The sequence below is a fragment of the Pseudomonas sp. PDM16 genome (genome assembly GCF_014851865.1).
Classification (GTDB): Bacteria; Pseudomonadota; Gammaproteobacteria; order Pseudomonadales; family Pseudomonadaceae; genus Aquipseudomonas.
The window spans coordinates 84,573-103,460 of sequence record NZ_JACVAM010000007.1; the positions used below are offsets into that span (position 1 = coordinate 84,573).

Annotated in this window: 17 protein-coding genes; 4 read left to right on the forward strand and 13 right to left on the reverse strand. The window is 65.0% G+C overall.

Annotated elements, in window-relative coordinates:
• Position 1: 1 nt before the first annotated feature.
• From IB234_RS21090 to IB234_RS21105, 4 genes are all read right to left on the reverse strand, one after another.
• Positions 2 to 1,213: an MFS transporter gene (locus IB234_RS21090; protein ID WP_192321693.1), complete on the reverse strand. Its 1,212-nt coding sequence runs from the start codon at positions 1,211 to 1,213 to the stop codon at positions 2 to 4.
• A complete protein-coding gene (locus IB234_RS21095; protein WP_192321695.1) occupies positions 1,200 to 2,252 on the reverse strand; it encodes an ABC transporter substrate-binding protein in 1,053 nt (350 codons plus the stop codon). The genes IB234_RS21090 and IB234_RS21095 overlap by 14 nt, the downstream gene beginning before the upstream one ends.
• Before the next feature lie 71 nt (positions 2,253 to 2,323).
• Positions 2,324 to 3,379 (reverse strand): ABC transporter substrate-binding protein, encoded by a 1,056-nt coding sequence (locus IB234_RS21100; RefSeq protein WP_192321697.1) that lies wholly within the window; start codon positions 3,377 to 3,379, stop codon positions 2,324 to 2,326.
• Positions 3,380 to 3,396: 17 nt separating this feature from the next.
• The gene (locus tag IB234_RS21105; RefSeq protein WP_137974288.1) at positions 3,397 to 4,563 is read right to left on the reverse strand and encodes an LLM class flavin-dependent oxidoreductase; all 1,167 of its coding nucleotides are present in this window, start codon (positions 4,561 to 4,563) and stop codon (positions 3,397 to 3,399) included.
• Between the two features lie 347 nt (positions 4,564 to 4,910).
• On the opposite strand from IB234_RS21105, the gene IB234_RS21110 reads away from it, so the two are divergent.
• Entirely contained in the window at positions 4,911 to 5,645 is a 735-nt protein-coding gene (locus IB234_RS21110) for a class II aldolase/adducin family protein (protein WP_192321700.1), read from the forward strand.
• A 76-nt stretch (positions 5,646 to 5,721) separates the two neighbouring features.
• On the opposite strand, the gene IB234_RS21115 is transcribed toward IB234_RS21110, so the two are convergent.
• From IB234_RS21115 to IB234_RS21140, 6 genes are read right to left on the reverse strand one after another with little or no spacing between them, the layout of a single operon-like run.
• On the reverse strand, positions 5,722 to 6,321 hold the full coding sequence (locus tag IB234_RS21115) for a nitroreductase family protein (protein ID WP_192321702.1): 600 nt from the start codon (positions 6,319 to 6,321) through the stop codon (positions 5,722 to 5,724).
• 26 nt (positions 6,322 to 6,347) lie between these two features.
• Positions 6,348 to 7,412: an ABC transporter substrate-binding protein gene (locus IB234_RS21120; RefSeq protein WP_192321704.1), complete on the reverse strand. Its 1,065-nt coding sequence runs from the start codon at positions 7,410 to 7,412 to the stop codon at positions 6,348 to 6,350.
• A gap of 52 nt (positions 7,413 to 7,464) precedes the next feature.
• Positions 7,465 to 8,595 (reverse strand): LLM class flavin-dependent oxidoreductase, encoded by a 1,131-nt coding sequence (locus IB234_RS21125; protein ID WP_192321706.1) that lies wholly within the window; start codon positions 8,593 to 8,595, stop codon positions 7,465 to 7,467.
• Between the two features lie 14 nt (positions 8,596 to 8,609).
• Positions 8,610 to 9,653 (reverse strand): LLM class flavin-dependent oxidoreductase, encoded by a 1,044-nt coding sequence (locus IB234_RS21130; protein ID WP_192321708.1) that lies wholly within the window; start codon positions 9,651 to 9,653, stop codon positions 8,610 to 8,612.
• 10 nt (positions 9,654 to 9,663) lie between these two features.
• Positions 9,664 to 10,743 carry an ABC transporter substrate-binding protein gene (locus tag IB234_RS21135; protein WP_192321710.1) on the reverse strand — a complete coding sequence of 360 codons (1,080 nt, stop codon included), beginning with the start codon at positions 10,741 to 10,743 and terminating at the stop codon, positions 9,664 to 9,666.
• Positions 10,744 to 10,792: 49 nt separating this feature from the next.
• A complete protein-coding gene (locus IB234_RS21140) occupies positions 10,793 to 13,039 on the reverse strand; it encodes a TonB-dependent receptor (protein WP_192321712.1) in 2,247 nt (748 codons plus the stop codon).
• Between the two features lie 385 nt (positions 13,040 to 13,424).
• Between IB234_RS21140 and IB234_RS21145 the strand changes: the two genes are divergently transcribed.
• The 3 genes from IB234_RS21145 to IB234_RS21155 all read left to right on the forward strand — a co-directional run bounded on the left by IB234_RS21145 (position 13,425) and on the right by IB234_RS21155 (position 16,343).
• Entirely contained in the window at positions 13,425 to 14,498 is a 1,074-nt protein-coding gene (locus IB234_RS21145; RefSeq protein WP_192321714.1) for a sigma-54 interaction domain-containing protein, read from the forward strand.
• A 481-nt stretch (positions 14,499 to 14,979) separates the two neighbouring features.
• Entirely contained in the window at positions 14,980 to 15,723 is a 744-nt protein-coding gene (locus tag IB234_RS21150; RefSeq protein ID WP_192321716.1) for a polysaccharide lyase family 7 protein, read from the forward strand.
• Positions 15,724 to 15,812: 89 nt separating this feature from the next.
• Positions 15,813 to 16,343 carry a hypothetical protein gene (locus IB234_RS21155; protein ID WP_192321719.1) on the forward strand — a complete coding sequence of 177 codons (531 nt, stop codon included), beginning with the start codon at positions 15,813 to 15,815 and terminating at the stop codon, positions 16,341 to 16,343.
• Positions 16,344 to 16,515: 172 nt separating this feature from the next.
• Here IB234_RS21155 and IB234_RS21160 read toward each other — a convergent pair whose 3' ends face one another.
• The 3 genes from IB234_RS21160 to IB234_RS21170 form a co-directional block, all read right to left on the reverse strand.
• The gene (locus IB234_RS21160; RefSeq protein ID WP_192321721.1) at positions 16,516 to 17,418 is read right to left on the reverse strand and encodes a hypothetical protein; all 903 of its coding nucleotides are present in this window, start codon (positions 17,416 to 17,418) and stop codon (positions 16,516 to 16,518) included.
• Positions 17,419 to 17,693: 275 nt separating this feature from the next.
• Complete coding sequence (locus tag IB234_RS21165) at positions 17,694 to 18,464, reverse strand: SDR family oxidoreductase (RefSeq protein ID WP_192321723.1); 771 nt, start codon at positions 18,462 to 18,464, stop codon at positions 17,694 to 17,696.
• Positions 18,465 to 18,556: 92 nt separating this feature from the next.
• Positions 18,557 to 18,775, reverse strand: a complete 219-nt coding sequence (locus IB234_RS21170; protein ID WP_137971305.1) for a DUF3820 family protein — start codon at positions 18,773 to 18,775, stop codon at positions 18,557 to 18,559.
• Positions 18,776 to 18,888 lie beyond the last annotated feature (113 nt).

Sequence of the window (18,888 nt, forward strand, 5' to 3'; positions counted from 1 at the left end):
GTCATCCCTCCAATACGGCAGCCGCAGGGGCGCGGCGTAGCTTGCGCAGCCAGCAGAAGCCGGCCACCAACAACAGCAGTGGAATCCAGGCGAGGAACAGGTTGCTCAGCCCGACCAGCTGGCTGATCACACCGCCGAGCAGCGCGCCGGAAAAGCTGCCGAGCATGCCGGCCAGATTGAACAGACCGGAGATCTTGCTCTTGTCGGCGGCGTGTTCGCCGAGCTGGGCCATGTTGACCAGGTGCACCAGCGAGGCTGCCGTGCTCAACAGCACGCCGCCGATGGCCAGCAACGCATAGCCATGTGCGCGGCCGAGCAGCAGCAGGCCGAGCACCGCGGCGCTCAGCCCGGCGACATAGGCGAAGCGGCGGCCGATACGCTCTACCAGATAGCCGAGGCCGAATAGGCCAAGCACGGCGGCCAGGCCTTGCACCATCACCAGACTGACTGCCTGGCTCTGCGAGAGCCCGGCAACGTCCATGGCCAGCAGAATGATGAAGGTGCCGAACAGCGCGCCGGTGGCGCCGGAGAGCATTTCGATCAGGCAGCTCTCGGCGATTTCCAGGTTCTGCAGCATGGCCAGTACCTGGCTGAACATGCTGCCGCTTTCGGCACCAACCTCAAGGCTACTCGGCTCCACCTGTTCGGCCTCCCAGAAGCCCAGGCTGTATACCGCCATCAGGCCGAAGCACAGGCCGATCACCACGAAGCCGAGGGTGAAGCCGGTGCTGCCGCTGAGCCAGTTGCCTAGCAGGGGGCCGAGCAGGCCCATGCCCAGGGTCAGCGAGCCGCGGTACCAGCCGGCCTTGTCGTTGCCGATGCGCTTGAGCTGGCGCAGAAATGCGCTGTTCATGGCAACGATGCGGAAGGGGATGCACAGGCCGATCAGCAGGCGTGCCGCGGCCAGCCAGATCCAGCCGCCGAATAGCGGGATGGCCAGGTTCAGCAGCATGGGCCCCAGGCTGGCGAGGAAGTACACCCGGCGCGCGCCGAAGCGGGCGATGACGAAGCCGGCCGGCAGGGTCAGCAGCACCATGCCCAGCGATTCCATGGCCGAGATGATGCCGAGTTGCAGGGAATTGGCGCCTATCTCGATGGCGTACAGGGTGGTGATGATCTTGGCCATGCCGATGGTGGCGCCACTGAAGGCGGCCAGCAGCATGAAGTTGGCCAGGAAGGCGCCGGGGCGCCCGCTGGTTTCAGATCGCGACATTGACCTTCTCCAGCAGTTGTTCCAGTGGTTCTGCGGCTATCCATTGGCGCACGTCGAAACCGTGCGGGATGAAGTCCCAGCGCTGCAGGAAATCGGTGAGGTCCTGCAGCGCGCCGATGGAGCGCTCGGCCAGGTTGGTCTGCAGACGCAGATGGGCGTCCTCGCCATAGGCGCGGGCCACCCAGTACTCGCTGGTGTTGAGCTCGCGAGCGAGGAAGCGCCGAGTCTCCTCGGGATGTGCCCAGGCCCACTGCTCGGCGCGCAGCACGGTATCGAGGATCAGCACGGCCGCCTCGAAGTGTTCATCGAGCAGGTGCTGGTCGACGGTCAGGGTGCGTGGCGTGCCGATGTTGGCGCGGATCAGTGGGTCCGGGTGCGAGCCAACATCCACCACCACGCGCAAACCGAATTCGTTGGCCAGCTGCAGGCCATGGGCGCCCTTGACGAAGATCGCATCGATGTCGCCGCGTAGCAGGCCGATCAGCTCGTTGTTGCGCTGCGGACGGTTGCCGCCGAGGGTGACCTGGGCGCCATGTACATGGTGCACCGGCTCATCGCTGTAGGTGCCGCCGTAGGGGTAGTCGACCAGTTCCACGTCGGCGACCCGCAGGCCCTCCAGTTTGAGGGCGTTTTCCAGACCGCGAATGGCCTGGGCGCGGGTGAAGTCGATCTGCACGTTGGCCCACTTGGGCACGCCGAAGCGGCGGTTACGCAGGTCGCGGATATCGCGGATCTGGCTGTCGTGGGTGGTGACGATCAGCTGCACCTCGTCGGCCCAGGACAGGCCGATCACCCGGGTCTCGCTACCACGGGCGCGGGCCCAGATGGCCGGAATGTTGCCGCCATGGCGGACCGAGTTGTGCAGATGCTGGTCGAAGTGTGCCTCGCGCACTTCACGGTCCGAGGACTCGCGCAGTGCCTGAATGCGGGTTCCCAGCGGTCGGAAGGCCTGGGCCAGACGACCGGATTCAACGGCGATGCCGAGCCCTGTGGGTACCGGACTATGGGTGTACCAGAGGGTATCGAGGGGTGTGCTCATGAAATGTCCACGAAACGCTTGTTCGGATGTGTTCCGCACGGGCGCAGTGTTCGCCCGTGCGGAACCACGACTCAGCCGGCGCGCTGTGCCACTGCGCTGCGCAGGGTTTCCAGAGGGCGTGGGTCGATCCAGTCCTGGACCGAGAAGCTCTGCGGGATGAAGGCCCAGCGCTGGAGGAAGTCGGTGAAGTCCTGCAGGGCCACGATCGAGCGCTCGTCGAGGTTGGTACGCAGGCGCTGGTGAGCGTCCTCGCCGTAGGCCTGGGTCACCCAGTACTCGCTGCTGTTGGTTTCGCGGGCCAGGTAGCGGCGGGTGTCGTCGGGGTGGGTCCAGGCCCATTCCTCGGCGCGCAGCACCGAGCCGAGAATGCCGACCGCGGCATCGTAGTGCTGCTCCAGCAGGTTGGAGTCGACGCTCAGGGTGCGCGGAGTGCCGTTGTTGGCGCGGATCAGCGGCTCCGGATGCGAGCCGGTATCGATCACCGTGTGCAGGCCGAATTGCTGTGCCAGCTGTGCGGCATGGGCGCCCTTGAGGAAGATCGCGTCGACTTCGCCACGCAGCAGGCCGACCAGTTCGGCGTTCTGCCCGCCACGGCGGCGGCCGCCGAAGGTGGAGGTGCCGCTGACCGTCTCTGCCGCTTCGTCACTGAAGGTGCCGCCGTGGGTGTAGTCGACCAGCTCGACGTCCTTGACCTCCAGACCGTCCAGCTTGAGGGCGTTTTCCAGGCCACGGATGGCCTGGGCGCGGGTGAAGTCGATCTGCGCGTTGGCCCAGTTCGGCAAGCCGAACTTGCGCCCCTTGAGGTCCTTGGCGGTTTTGATGCCGCTGTCCGGCAGGCTGAGGATCAGCTGTACCTCGTCGGCCCAGGACAGGCCGATCACCCGGGTGTCGCGGCCACTGGCACGGGCCCAGATGGCCGGGATATTGCCGCCGTGGCGTACCGAGTTCTGCAGGGTATGGTCGAAGTGCGATTCACGCACCGCCTGGTTGGCCGACTCGCGCAGCGACTTGATGGCAGTGCCCTGGGCGCCCAGAGTTTCTTCCAGCCAGCCTTTCTGCACGGCGATGCCGAGGCCGGTCGGTACCGGGCAGCGGGTGTACCAGAGGGTATCGAGTGGTTGACTCATGGTGCGGTTCCTTGCAGTCAGGCGCTGGCTTGCAGCGCGGCGGTGGGGGCTTGGCTCTGTGCCGGTTTGGCGTGCACCAGCGGCAGGACTTCCTGGCCGATGCGCAGGGCTTCTTCGAGGTGCGGATTGCCGGCCAGGATGAAGGTCGAGAAACCGGCGTCGCGGTATTCGGCGAGGCGTTCGGCGATGTTCTCGTGGCTGCCGACCAGGCCCACGGTCGGTCCCGGCTTGGCCTTGCCGAAACCGGCCCAGAGGTTCGGGCCGAGGACCAGGTCTTCGAAGCGGTCGCTGTTCTGGTGGTAGGCGTTCTGCCGCGCCGCACCCACCGAGTCGGAGCCGGTGGCGAAGTGCTTGATGGCGGCGCTGGTGCGCGCGTCGATGCGTTCGTACTGGCGGCGCAGTTCGCTCCAGGCGGCCTCTTCGGTCTCGCGGGCGAACAGGTCGATGCGGATGCCGAAGCGCACACTGCGGCCCTGCTTGTCGGCCAGCTCGCGCACGCGTTCGAGGTGCGGCTTGAGCTTGTCGATCGGCTCGGCCCAGTTCAGGTAGACGTCGGCATGCTTCGCCGCCACGTCCAGGGCGGCATCGGAGAAGCCGGAGAAGTACACGCCGGGCTTGCGCTCATGCTTCAGGCCGAGCGGCAGCGCGCCGTTCTCCAACTGGTAGATGTCGCCCTGGTAGCTGAACTGCTCGTTGCTCCACAGGCCATCGATGATGTCGAGGAATTCGCCGGTGCGCTGGTAGCGTTTGTCGTGCTCGAGGAAGTCGCCGTTGGCGCGCTGGCTGGCCGGGTTGCCGCCGGTGATGATGTTCCACTCCAGGCGGCCACGGCTGAGGTTCTGCAGGATCGCCGCCTGCTGCGCGGCGTAGGCCGGCAGGGTCCAGGTGGCCTGGAAGGCGATCAGGAACTTGATCCTGCGGGTCTCGCGGGCCAGGGCGGCGGCGGCAATCCACGGCTCGGGGCCGGTCGGCAGCAGGGCTCCTTCGAAGCCGGCGAGTTCGGCGGCCTTGGCGACCTGAGCGACGTAGTCGATATAGGTGAAGCCATCCGGCTCGCCGTTGGGCAGGCGCCCCGGAGCGATATTGCCCGGGCGGTGCACGGCGGCGCCGCGGTTGTTCTTGTCGGTGGCCAGGTAGGGACCATCGCTACCCAGCGGTAAACGCCAGAAAAATTCGGTGCTCATGGCAGTGTTCCATTGGCTGCGTCGAGGAAGCCCGCCGCGTGCTGCGACCGGGGTTGCAATGACTTGAGCAAGGCCTGTGCCGAAAGGCTGAAAGCCAGTAATTGCGGGGTCTTCAGCTGTTTTTTATGGAGCTTTAGTAAGGTGATTGCTGATACAGCAACACCTGCTCAGCAATGGCTGCTTGGACTGCAGCAGATTCAGTCCAGAAGTGGCCGATGGTGTTTGGTGAATTTCACAACTTATTGAAATAAAAAGAGTTTTTCTTGTGGCACAAGTTCTGCTGAAGAGGGTTCAGTGCCGCGCCGATGAGGCGTGGTCCCCATCATCCTTCTCCAGGAGCTTCAGCCATGACTGCCAGCCTCACCGCCACACAACTCAGCCAGCTCAAACAGGCCAAACGGGATTTCGCCAAGGCCTTCCGCGTGCTCAAGGAAACCCGCACGTTGACCGCCACCAACACATACCAGGCCTATGTGCGAGTGCCAGATAGCGAGCTGGTGATCGCCCTGCATGCTCCGGGCCCTTGGGCCGATGACCAGGAGATCCGCGCCGTGGTCGCCAGCTACAGCGGCGAGGTGGTACTGGACGAGACCGCCGATGGCAGCTCGCCGCTTAGCGGGCGCAAGGCGGGTGGCAACGGCCAGCGCTATGCCGGGGTGTTCCAGAAGCGTCCCGAGGTCAACGTGGTGATCCATGTGCACACGCCGTACCTCGGCGGTTGGGCCAGTGCCCACCGGGTGCTGCCGATCCGCTACGCCGCCTCGCAGCGTGTGACCCTGGCCCGCGAGCTGCCGATCTACATCGACCGTCGTCAGCCGGAACACGCCTTCATCGTCGAGAAGATCGAGGAGAACCCGCACACCCCGGCGATTCTCGAGGCCAATGGTGGCGCGACCTTCTGGGGTGAGAGCGTGTTGCAGGCGTCCAAGCTGATTCTGCTGATCGAAGAGGGCGCCTACTTCCAGGGCCTCGCCGAACTGTTCGGTGGCTCCAAGGAGTTCGGCCCCGGTGTGCTGGAGCAACAGTGGAAGATGACCGGCCTGTGGGCCCAGGGGCAGAAGCTGCTCGAAGCAGTGGCCTGATCGGAGATGGCAGGCCGCTGCGGCGGCCTGAGCAAGTGACGAGCCCGAATGCGTTGCGCATTCGGGCTCGATCTTTTCAGGAGGTAGCGAAGCTGAAGCGGCCCTCGGCCACCAGGCTCGCCAATGGCTGGCGCTGGGTCGGCTGTTCGCGCGCACGCAGGTCCTCGGGAAGCTCGGCGGCATCGCCACGGCGGCCGATGGCGATGGCCAGCTCGACCTGGTAGCCGTCCGGTACGCCCAGCTCGCTACGCGCCCGCTCGCGGTCGAAGCCGCCGATGGCATGGCTGCTCCAGCCGCTGTGCTGGGCCTGCAGGGCCAGGCTGGCCCAGGCCGCGCCGCTATCCAGGGAATGGCTGAGTAGGAGGCTGTCCTCATCGGCGCCGGGGCGGCGATGGTGGGTGCGCGAGATCAGGATAACCAGCGCGGCAGCCTTGGCCGCCCAGCGCCGGTTGTACTCGCCGAGCAGGTCGAACAGGCTCGTCCAGCTGGGCGAGCCATTGAGTGCATAGACGAAACGCCAGGGTTGGGCGTTGTTGGCCGAGGGCGCCCAACGCGCGGCCTCGAAGAGGGCGAACAGCTCCTGCTCGGCGATCGCCTCGCCGGTGAAGGCGCGTGGAGACCAGCGTTCGAGGAACTGTGGATGAATGGCGTACTCGGTCTGGCGGGGTGTGCTCATGTCGCTGTCTCGTGCGGGTGAGTGAATCAGAGGCCGGTCTGTCGCTGGCGCTCGCGCAGGGCCAGGGCGGCCTCCAGGGGGCGGTTGTCGACCCAGTCGTGCAGGTCGAAGTCACGTTCGAGGAAGCCATACAGCCAGAGCGCCTGCTTCTGCTCAGCGAACAGGGCCAGGCGCTCGGCGGAGAGGTCCGGATGCAGGCTGCGGTGGAAGTCGTTGCGATAGGCGGCGGCCACTCCTGCGGCGCTACCGGCGGTCTCTCCTTCGAGGACCGCGTGCACGGCGTCGGGGTTGTTGGCGGCCCAGTCGGCGGCGCGCAGGGTCTCGGCGAGGAAGCGCACCAGCAGGTCGAAGTGCTGGTCGATCAGGTTCTTGTGCACGGTGATCGGCCTTGGCGTGCCGTTGTTGGTGCGCAAGTGGGCAGAGGGCAGGGCATCCAGATCGATGCCGACCACGACGCCGGCGGCGCGCGCTGCGTCCACCGCGGCGGCGCCTTTGACATAAACCGCATCGACCCTACCCGCGGCCAGCTGCTCGATGCCGGCCCACAGCTGGCGTGGCCCGTTCTGCCCGCGCTTGCCATGCCCGGATGGCACTTCCACCAGGGTGACGTCATGCAGGCCGAGCCCGGCGCTGGCCAATACGCCGCGATAACCCTGTAGCGACATGCCGCGGGCGATGCTGGAGCCGCGGGCGTGGCTGGGCAGGGGATGCTCGATCCACTGTGGCAGCGCCAGGCGCTTGCCGGCGAGATCGGCGGCGCTGCGAATGCCGGACTCGGGGCGCACCAGGATCACCTGCCACTCGTCGATCCAGGTCAGGCCGATCAGGCGGGTTGGCGCGCCTTGGGCGCGAGCGGCGAAGGCGAGGATGTTGCCGCCCTCGCGAATCAGCTCTGGCAGCTGATGGTCGTAGTGGTGCTGGCCGAGGCCGGGGTTGTCCTGCAGGGTCTCGACGGCGATACCGTCGTCGGCGAAGGCCTGCTGCAGCCAGCCGAGCCGGTAGGCCAGGCCGGTGGCAGTCGGCACCGGGCAGCGGGTGAACCAGAGCTTGTCGAGACCGGTTTTGCTGGGGAGAGGCGAGGGATTGGGCATGGCGGCTCCTAGAACTGGGCGGCGCGCCGGGGCCCGGCGGCCACGATGAAAACTAGCGGTGGCCGCGCAACAGCGGCAGGACTTCTTCGCCGACCCGGTAGGCTTCCTCCAGGTGCGGTGTGCTGGCCAGGATGAAGGCGTCGGCACCGAGCTGGACCAGTTCGTCCAGGCGTTCTGCCACCTGCTGGTAGCTGCCGACAATGCCGTTGGTCTGCCCGCCGCGCAGCAGGTTGAAGCCGGACCAGACGTTCGGCTCGAGGATCAGGTCGTCGAAGCGGCTGACGGTCTCTGGGCGGTTGCCGGCCTGCCGGTTGGCCCCCACCGAATCGCCACCGGGGCGCTGCGCGGCGCGCGCCAGTTCCGCGGGCGACAGCCGCTCGAAGCCTTTGCGTACCTCGCGCCAGGCCTCTTCCTCGGTGGCGCGGGCGATGATGTCGACGCGTACCGCACACTTGATCTTGCGCCCCAGGGCCTCGGTGCGCTCGCGTACGCGGGCAAACTTTTCGCGCAGCTGGGCGAAGGGTTCGAGCCAGGTCAGGTAGTACTCGGCGTGTTTCGATGCAGTAGCGAGTGCCGCATCCGAAGAGCCGGAGAAGTAGATCTCTGGAAATTCCTGCTGGGCCAGCGGTAGCGCCAGGCCACCATCCTCGACCTGGTAGTAGCGGCCTTGGTAGCTGAACGGGCCGCCGTTCCACACCCCGCGCAGCACGTCGAGGAACTCGCTAGTGCGGTCATAACGGGCATCGTGGCCGGCGCTGTCGCCCCACCACAGTTGCGCTGGGCCGCCGCCACCGGTGATCACGTTGAACAGCGCGCGGCCGCCGGTGGCGCGTTGCAGGCTGGCGGTCATGCGCGCGGCGGTCAGCGGGTTCAGGAAGCCCGGCTGGAAGGCGATCATGAAGCGGAAGGTGCGCGTCTCGCGGGCCAGGAAGGCGGAGATGGCCCAGGGCTCGTCGGTCATCGGGAAGGACGGGATCAGCCCGCCCTGGAAGCCGGATATCTCGGCGGCGCGGGCGATCTCGGCGAGATAGTCGATATAGGTGAAACCGTCGTCACGGGTGCTCAGCCCGCTACTGCTGGGGCTGCCGTTGCCGAAGAACCAGTCGCCGCGAAACGGCTCGCGGTTGCGGTGGGTGCTGGGCTCGCCATGGGTGGGCAGGCGCCAGAAGACATCGATGGCCATGCTGTGGGTTCTCGTCAGGCGGTATGGGCGGTGGCGCCGGCAAGGCGGGCGCGCAGGGCGGGCAGGACGTTCTCGCCGACCCGGTAGGCTTCCTCCAGGTGCGGCGCGGCGCCAATCAGGAAGCTGCCGATGCCGGCTACGGCGTATTCGGCTAGCCACTCGACGACCTCGGCGTAGCTGCCGACCAGGGTCGCGACGCTGCCGCCACCTGGCTGCCAGAGGCCGCTGCCACTAGGTGCAGGCAGGCCTGCCTGGGTGGCCAGGCGTTGGGCATCGGCCAGGGCTTCCGCGGCATCCTCACGGGCCAGCAGGTCGAGACGCAGGCCGGCCTGCGGGGCGCGGCCATGGGCGCGGGCGATGCGATTCAGTTCGTCGAGCAGCGGCGCCAGTTCGCTGGGCGACCGCGCGGAAAACACATGGACGTCGGCCTGGCGGGCGGACAGTTGCAGCGCCTCGGCAGCGTCGCCGGCGAGGTAGATGGGCGGCACTCGCTGGCCTGAAAGCGGACCCTGGAAACCACCATCGAGCACCTCGAAGAAGCGGCCCTTGAAGCTGAACGGGGCCTGGGTGATGACCCCGCGCGCGACGCTGATGAATTCCTCGATGCGTGGTAGCAGGTCGGCGTTCGCGACGAAGTCGCCCTGGCGTCTGCGTGCGGCGGCATTGGCCGGGGTGCTGATCTGCCAGGCGAAGCGCCCGCCGCTGAAGCGCTGGTAGCTGACCGCGTTCTTCGCCGCATACACCGCCGAGCCGCGCGCCGCGTCGAACTCGGTGAGCAGGCGCAGATGGCGAGTGCTGCGTGCGACGTAGCCAGCGATGATCCAAGGCTCGTCGCCGTCCGGATGGTTACCGATGCGGATGCCATCGAAGCCGCTGAGGTCGGCGGCACGGGCGATCTGCTGCAGGTAGTCGAGGTAGTTGAAACGCTCGCCGCGTGGGTCGCTGATACCAGGGCCGAAAGCGGCCTGGCCATCGCGCTCGCCACGCAGGTAGGGGCTGGCATCGGCGTAGCGTGAGTCGCGCCAGTTGGGTAGCTCCCAGATGAATTCGAGGCTCATGGGGCTCTCCCTAAGGGTGGCTGGCCAGGTCGGCCTGGTCTTCCTGCCAGTAGTTCTCCAGCTGCAGTTCCTTCAGCCCTTGGGCGACGAACTTGGGTTCGAGCAGCGCGTTGACGTCGACCTCGCCGCGAATCAGCTTGGCCTTCTGGCTGTAGGCGATGCCGTCGGCGTAGTGCTGGCGCAGAGCCTGGTCATACAGCGGGGTGAACTGGCTGACCCAGGACTCGCCCTCGACTTCGCGCTGCAACACGCTGAGTGGCTGACCGGACTGCGACAGGTAGCCCTGATAGGTCGCGCGGTTGGCATCCTGGGCGGTCCAGTGAGCGGCCTTCAGGTAGGCGGTGACCACCAGTTGGGTCAGTTCCGGTTGCTGGGCCACGAAGTCGCTGGCGCCCCAGAGTTCGGCGCGCATCTTCCAATCGCGTGGCGCCTGTTTGCTGGACCAGACGATCTTGCCGACCTGCTTGTCTTCGAGCAGGAAGGCGTCGCTGAGGGTGAAGAACGCATCCACCCGCCCGGCGCTCAGCGCGGCGCCGCCGGCCTGAGGATTGAGGTTGAAGATGCGGAAATCGGAGAAGCTGAGGCCATTGGCCTCCAGCAGCTTGGCGAACGACAGCTCCCATGGGCGGCCGCGGTGCAGGGCGATGCGCTTGCCCTTCAGATCCTTGATCGAGGTGACGCTGGAGCCGCTGGGTACCACCAGGTAGACATTGTTGCCACTGCCGCCGGGGGCGATCAGCTTGGTGGAGACGCCGGAGGCATTGGCGATGATCGACGGCAGGTCGCCGTAGAAGGCGAAGTCGATGCGCTTGTTGGCGAACTCCTCGTTGACGAAGGTGCCCACCGAGGCGGTGGCGGCCGGAACCCATTCCAGCTTGATGTTGCGCTTGGCCAGTTCCTGTTGCAGCCACTGGTCGCGATCCATCACGTAGGCCGGGCCGTTGAAGGTGATCTTGCCGGCATTGGCGTAGGCCACGGTGGCGATGCGCACGCTCTGCGGCGCTTCCGCCGCGATGGCCTGGCTGGCCAGCACGACGGCTGGCAGCAGGGTCAGGCGACGCAGCAGGCGGGTAAGGGTGAATGCTTGCATGGCGATGTCCTCGCGGGAGCCCGCGGCGCGAAGCCGCGGGCGGGGTGGGTCAGAAGTCGCTGGTCACGGAAACACCAACGGTGCGCGGGTCGCCGAACATCACCGCGGCGGTCTGGAAGCCGCCTGGCAAGGTGTGGTTGCGGTACTCCTTGTCGGTGAGGTTGTTGACGTAGGCGGTGACGCGGGTGGTCTCGCCCGGCAGCTCGTAGGTCACCCGGGCGTTGCCCAGGGTGTAGCCGTCGGCGCGCATGCTGGCGCTCTGGTCGTTGGAGAAGAAGTACTGGCGGCTGCGGGTGTTCCAGTCGGTGCCGAGGATGATCGCGCCACCGACATTCAGCGGGATGCGATAGTCGGCGCCGAGCACGGCCGAAACGTTGGGTGCACGGACGAACTTGTTGCCGGAGAAGTCGTCGTTGCCCGAGGTGTAGTCGGTGAACTCGGTGTGCAGCAGGCCGAGGGCGAAGTTGATGTGCAGGTTCTCGACCGGAATCGCTTCCAGCTCGAACTCGGCACCGTAGGCTTCGCCCTGTGCGCCGTTGGCCAGACGCGAGACGGTCTGGTTGTTCACTGCGTTCACGATGTTGAGCTGGATGTCCTCGTAGTCGTAGTAGAACAGCGCGGCGTTGGCGTTGAGGCGGCCGTCGAACCACTCGGACTTCAGGCCTAGCTCGTAGGAGGTCAGGTATTCCGGATCGACCGTCGCGACGGTGGCTTGGCTGGTGACCCCGGTGTTGTAGCCACCGGAGCGGAAGCCATAGGCGTAGCGGAAGTACACCCGGGCATTGTCGGAGAGGCGGTACTCGGGCGTCAGGTCGTAGGTCCAGTCGCTCCAGGTATTGCTCTCGTCCTGCACGGCGTTGACCACCAGCGGCGTGCTGACGCTGCCGAGGTGCCACCAGTCCTCGTTGTTGAAGCCGGCCTGGCCCTGGTTCTGCAGGCGCTGCAGATCGATGTCCTTGGTCTCACGGGTCCAGCGCAGGCCGGCGGTGACGTTGAAGTCGTCGGTGAAGTTGTAGGTCGTGCTGCCGAACAGGGCGTAGCTCTCGGTGCCCTGGTTGAAGGTGGTGTTGTTGTAGAAGCGCGGTATGTAGAGGTTGCTCAGCGAGCCGTTGGCGCTTTCCGAGTTGAGGTCTTCGTCGAAGTAGTGGAAGCCCAGGACCCAGTTCAGGCGGTCTTCACGCGGCGAAGCGAGGCGGAATTCCTGCGACCACTGCTTGCTGTCGGCGTAGCTGTAGCCGCGTTGCAGTTCAAACGGCGTGTTGTCGCTGTCGCTCAGACCTTCGCGTTCGAAGTGTTCGAAGGCGGTGATGGAGGTGAGCTCCAGTCTACCCAGCTGCCAGACCAGGTTGAGGTTAGCGCCGGCCTGGTCGATGTTCACCTTGTAGTCGGCGTTGTAGTTGACCTCGCCCTTCTTCGGGTCGATCGAGTAGCCGAACTGGTTGGTGCCATTGGGACGGGTGCCGTAGCTGACGGTGCTGTAGCCTCCGGTGTCGTGGTAACTGCGTGCGTGCAGGTTCAGGTTGGCTTCCAGGTCGTCGTTGATGCGCGCTAGGAACTGCAGGCGAGCGGCATCGTCTTCCAGTGCGCCTTTGTCGTCGTTGTCGGCAAGGTTCTCGTTGTAGCCGTCACGGCCCTGATGGCGCAGCGACAGGCGCGCGGCCAGGCGATCATCGACCAGCGCATCGCTGACCGCGCCCTCCACCACACGATCGGCGTAGTCGCCGACGCCGACCTTGAAGTACCCGGACTGATCGAAGGTGGGCTTGCGCGAGATGAAGTTGATCGCGCCGGCCGTGGTGTTCTTGCCCCACAGCGTGCCTTGCGGGCCACGCAGGACTTCCACCCGCTCCTGGTCGAACAGCGGGAAGCCGCTGGCGCTGATGTTGGCGATGTATACGTCGTCGACGTAGATACCCACCGGGCTGACGGTGTTGGCACCCTGGTCGCCAGTACCCAGACCGCGGATCCACCAGCGCGGGCGGCCGTGGCCTTCGGAGGTGCCGGCCGAGGCGTTGGGAATGAAGCGGGTGACTTCGTTGGCCGACTGCAACGAGGTGTCACGCACCTTGTCGCCATTGAGTACGGAAATGGAGGAGGGCACCTCCTGCACGGTCTCCTCGCGCTTCTGCGCGGTAACGGTGACCTTGGCCAGCGTCGGTGCGCTGTCGGCCTGCTGCTCGGCAGGCGTTTGTGCCTGTTGCGTGGTCTCGGCGGCATGTGCCGCGACCAGGTGAATGCCGGCCAGGCCCCCCAGGGCCCAGGCGATGGCAGTGGAAAGAGTGGTGCGCTTGAACATGTTGCCCCCAATGACTGGCTTGTTCCCAGGATCGCAATGGCGATCCCGGGCGATCAGGTGTTGGCGGTGCCCATGCTCTTTTGTCGGTGGTGGCTAGGCATCCGGCGGCGTGTGTAAGCCGCATTGCCCCTATCGCAACAACCGTACCTAGATGTGTTTATTGGTTTTAATTTGTTGATTAATAAGGATTTATTTTTGATTTTAGGGCTCGCGGAAGCGGTTTTTTCCTACTGCCTGGCCAGCAACCACTGCTGCTGGGTTGCTGCCCCAGCAGCAATTGGCTTCATATTCAATAAAAGAATAATCAAATGAATATTTATGATTATTTATGCATAAATGAAATCCTGCACTATCGGCACCTCTGGCCATCAATGGACTCGCCGCCATGTCGCTGCTCACTCATCCCCAGGCTCGGGAACTGACCAAGTCGGTTCGCGCCACCGTGCTGGTGTTCAAGGACCCCCGTTCGCAGGAGTTGCTGAACCGCATCGAGCGCCTGGCACCTAGCGAGGCCAACGCACTCATCATCGGTGAGACCGGTACCGGCAAGGAGCTGGTCGCCCGCCACATTCATCACCTGAGCCGGCGCGGCAAGGCGCCGTTCGTGGCAGTGAACTGCGGAGCCTTCCCGGAGACGCTGGTGGAAAGCGAGCTGTTCGGCCACGAGAAGGGCGCGTTCACCGGCGCCGCCACCAGCAAGGCTGGCTGGTTCGAGGCCGCCAACGGCGGCACCTTGTTCCTCGACGAGATCGGCGATCTGCCGTTGAACATGCAGGTCAAGCTGCTGCGCGTTCTGCAGGAGCGCGAGGTGGTGCGGCTCGGTTCGCGCACCCCGATTCCGATCAACGTACGGCTGGTCGCGGCGACCAACGTCAATCTGGCGGATGCGGTGGTGGCGGGGCACTTTCGTGAGGATCTGTTCTACCGCCTGCACGTGGCGACCATCCGCCTGCCGCCGCTGCGTGAGCGACCAGGCGATATCCTGCCGCTGGCCGAGTTCTTCCTGCGCGAGCACTGCCAGCGCTTGGGGTATCAACCTGCTTCGCTGAGCCCAGAGGCCGAGCGGAAGATGTTGTTGCACAGCTGGCCGGGGAACATCCGGGAGCTGGAAAACGCCATCCACCATGCGCTGCTGGTGTGCCGCAATCAGCAAGTGCAGCCGAATGATCTGCAGCTGGTAGACCTCCGTCCGGCGGTAGAGCGTCAGGTGCCGCCATCTGCACCTGTTACAGGCGTTTCGAATACGAGCTTGGAAGCGGCCTTGTATGCACTGTTCGAGAAGAATCTGCCCGATCTCTACGAACACATCGAGGAGACTGTTTTCCGTACTGCCTACCACTTCTGCCAAGGCAACCAGCTGCAGACCGGCCGCTTACTTGGAATCAGCCGCAACATCGTGCGGGCGCGGTTGGAAAAGATCGGTGAGCTGAACCGGCCTATTCGTGATGTCGTGCACTAGGTGTCTCTCGGCCTACAGCAGAGGCCGATCTCCTAAGGCGTTCGCATTCTCGTGTGATGAAGGAGCTATTGATCGATAGCAGCCTGCTACAAGCGTCTGCTTCCGGTCGATTCTGTTGAAAAAGTCCTGTCGGTTTTTTCGCTAATGAAAGAGCGTTAGCGACGTTGAAATCTGGTTCGTTCAGAAGACGGAGCTGTCTTGGATTTTACGTAGCAACGCCGAAATCGGGCGATTTCTTAGCTACCGAAAAGCTGCTATCTCAGAAACCGACTTTTTCAACAGAATCGGCCGTTAGCGGCCTCTCGCCCAGAAACTGGCACTTGCCTGGCTAGATGAACGATGGCCGAGCGCTGCGGCAGCGGTAAGGTGGTGATCCAGGCGCTATGCCGGGAGATCGTCTGTCATGTGAAACCCGGACACTGATCGTGCTGTCTGCACAGAGTCCGTATGGGGCGCATGAATAGCCATTGGGAGCGAGCCAATGCATCGATCACTGCTTTGTCTGGCCGGCCTGTTACTGGTTGCTGGTTGCAGCCACGACGAGCCGGGCGACTACCAGTCGCCTGCCAGCAACTATGACCTGACGCACTGGAAGCTGACCCTGCCCGACGACGAGGCCAGCGAGGTGCGCAGCGACGAGCTGAAGGGCGGCTACGCCTCGCGCTACTTCCACCTGGCCGACAACGGCGCCATGGTCTTCATGGCCCCGGCCGGCGCTGGCAGCACCAAGAACTCCGAGTACCCGCGCGCCGAGTTGCGCGAGCTGCTTGACCCGGCCGATGACAATCGCAACTGGACCGGCGCCGGCTTCCACCAGCTCAAGGCCAGCGCCCGGGTGCTGCGCGCGCCGAGCACGCAGAAGATCATCGTCGGGCAGATCCACGGTTTCGATGCCCGCCCGCTGATCAAGCTGCAGTGGGAAAAGGGCAAGCTCAAGTCGCTGATCAAGCGCCATCCCAAGGGCAGCAACCAGGACGTCAGCCATGTGTTCGCCACGCCGGTGGGCAACGATCTGTTCTCCTACGCCATCGAGGTGCACGACGGCGTGCTGACGGTGGAGGTCAACGGCGAGCGCATCCAGCACGACTTCTACAAGGAGGACCCGGCCTGGCGCGACGTGCCGTTCTACTTCAAGGCCGGCGCCTACGTGCAGGACGACGATGAGGACGGCGACGACGATGTGGGCGAGGTGCAGTTCACGCAGCTGAACGTGCGCCACGACTGAAAGGCGAAGTGCAGTTCACCCCGTTGGCGGTGAAGCACGCGCCGTGACGCGCTATCCTGTGCGCCCCGAACCCTCTGCAGGACCGCCCGATGCAAGCCCAGCTCCTCGAACTCATCACCCTGATCAGCTCCGGCTGCATGACCGACGAGGAGATCGCCCGCATCGCCGACGAGGCCGCCCAGGCCTACGCCGACCCGCAGGCCTTCCTCGCCGCCAATCCGGACATCAACTACGACGACGATTTCCCCATTCCGCTGGGCGAGTGGGTGGTGATCGGCAGCCTGCCGGAGACCGTGCTGTTCCAGGCCGACAGCTACGAGGACCTGCTGCAGCAGATCATCGACTCCTTCGGCCCGCAGGTGAGCTTCAACATCAGGCCCAAGCAGCTGCAGAAGGTCGAGCCGCTCAAGGCGCTGAACCGCATCCAGGTGCAGCTCTCGGCGCTGTACAAGGAGAAGGGCGGCTATGTGCTGGTGGACCTCAGCGAGCCGCTGGACGACGAGCTGCAGTGCGTACTCGTCTACACCAGCGATCTGCCCCGGGTGCTGGAGCTGGCGGTTGACGTCGGCATCTATGCTGCTCCGGCCTACGAGGCGCTGAAGGCGGCCCAGGACGAGTGAGTTGCAGCGCCGCAAGGTGTAGCGCTAGGCATGAAAAAGGCCGCCTCCCGATTGAGGGAGGCGGCCTTTTTTCTGGTGGACGATCAGGTCAGCAGTGCGATCAGGATGATCAGCGGGATCGGTACACCGAGGAACCACAGCAGAAGTGAACGCATGTCCGTTCTCCTTGTTATCAGTTAAGCGGGGCGGTAGTGGTGCGGTTGCGGTAGTCGCTGACCACGAGCACAACGGCGTCACGGCTGCGACCACCGAGGGTTGCGGCGAAGCTGCCGACGAAGGCACCGATCAATAGCGCAACGAACATCCACAAGGTGGCATGCGCGGCGGCCTTGCGTGCTTCATCGGCGGCCTGCTTGGCTTGCACCACGCTCTCGCGGGCCTGGGCATAGATCTCATCGACACGGGCCTGCGCCTCGGTGGGCGAGAGGTTGGTGCGTTGCGATACCAGCTGGATAAGATAGGCGCGGTCGGCCGGGGAGAGCTCGCCGTCGTTCTCCAGGTTGCGCGCGAGAATGCGCGCGACCACGCCATGGGCGGCATCATCCGCGCTGGGCGCCGGGCGATCATCACGAAACAGGCCGTCGATGTAGTAGCCGTATTCCTTTTCGGCCCCGGCCAGCGCCGCTGGCGCCGCGCCAGAGGCGACCTGCGCGCTGGCTTGTACGCCGGCGCCGATCATGCCACTCACCGAGCCAACCAGTACGGTGGCGGTGAGCAGGGTCGCCACGGCCCAGGCGAGGAAGCCGTGCGCGGTGTCGCGGAAAAAGACCTCGTCACCATGCAGGGTGGCCCATTTCACACGAAGGCGGCCGGCGAGGTAGCCGCCCATGCCCGCCGCGATAATCTGGGTCAGGGCCAGCCAGATGATCGTGGAGATGCCCAGCCCTTCGGCGCTGATGCCTTCGTTGCTCCAGGGCGAGACCGCGCTGAAGCCAAGGCCGAAACCGAGCAGGATCAGAATGAGTGACAACGCTGCCGCGGCGATGGCGCCCGCGAATATCGCGGCCCAGGAAACACCAGAGGTGTGGGCGGATTCATCCAGGGCAGTTGCAGCAATATCGGGTGTGGTGATCATGTTTTTATCCTTACTTGGACGGGACAACCCACTGCAGGACCGGCAGATCACCGGCCCTTGTGCATTAGTGAGACTGTCCGTCGGTAAGGTTCATGGTTCTTGTTATGGGCTGAGACACGGCGGTGTCGATAGCGGCGCAAAGCAGGCGGCGTCCTCTATGCCGAGGCGCGTGGGAGGGCGGCTCCCCAGCGAGCCGCGGGATGGTGCCAGTCAACACCTTCGCCACCCTGGACTGCGAGGTGGCGAAGGTCGTGCTGTCATCCGGGCAGAAACGGCTAGAGGCTGAAACCACCGTCGATGGGAATGATGGTGCCGGTCATGTAGGCGCCCGCCGCGCTGCACAGGCTGATGGCCAGGGCGGACATTTCCTCCTCGCGGCCCCAGCGCCGCATCGGGATATGCGCTACGTCCTCGGCCATGGCCGCGTCGTTGCCTGCGATGTGACGGGTCATCTTGCTCGGGAAGCGGCCGGGGGCGATCACGTTGACATTGATGTGCTCGCTGACCAGTTCCTTGGCCAGGATGCGTGACAGTTGGTGCAGCGCCGCCTTGCTCGGGCCGTAGGCATAGGCCTGTTCGCCGAACGAGCTGATACCGGCCACCGAGCCGATGTTGATCACCCGTGCGGGGCTTTGCGCATTGCCGGCTTTGCGCAGTAGCGGCAGCAATTGCTGGATGCAGCTGAACACGGCGGTGACGTTGAGCTGCATGACTTTTTCCCAGCCCTTGGCCGGGTAGCTCTCCAGCGGTGCCCCCCAGGTGGTGCCCGCGTTGTTGACCAGGATGTCGAGCTGCTCGACGCGGCTGCTCAGTACTTCGGCCAGGGCGCGGGCACCTTCCTCGCCGGAAAGGTCGGCAGCCAGGCCGATGCATTCGCCGTGTACCGACAACTCCTCGGCCGCCTGGATACAGGCGGCGCCATCACGCGCACAGATGAATACCCGAGCGCCGGCTTCGAGCAGGCCTTGGGCAATCATCCGGCCAATGCCGCGGCTGCCGCCGGTGACCAGAGCGGTGCGGCCCTGCAGGCTGAAATAGGGATGCATGGCGTTTCCTCAAGGGTGGTGTGGACGAGTCCGTACCCTAAACGAGGTGACCAGTGGATGTGGTGCATATAGCCGGTGCAAATGCTGGAGTATTAGCGCTTGCCCTGGCGCAGTGGCTCCAGCAATGGCTTGAGACCGTTGTGGTCGATCTCCTGCATCAGTGCCAGCAGGCGGCCGATCTCGCCCTTGGGGAAGCCTTCACGGGCGAACCAGTTGAGGTAGTTGCCCGGCAGGTCGGCAATCAGGCGGCCCTGATACTTGCCGAAGGGCATGGTGCGGGTGACCAGCAGGAGGAGGTCTTCGGGATTCATGGCGGCAACGGTAATAGGGGGAGGGCAGGATAACCCGGCAATGGCACTGTACGGCTACTGTTGTCCGCAGCTGTATGCCCGTGGTCAGGGTTGGCCGCGCTTTAATCACAGGC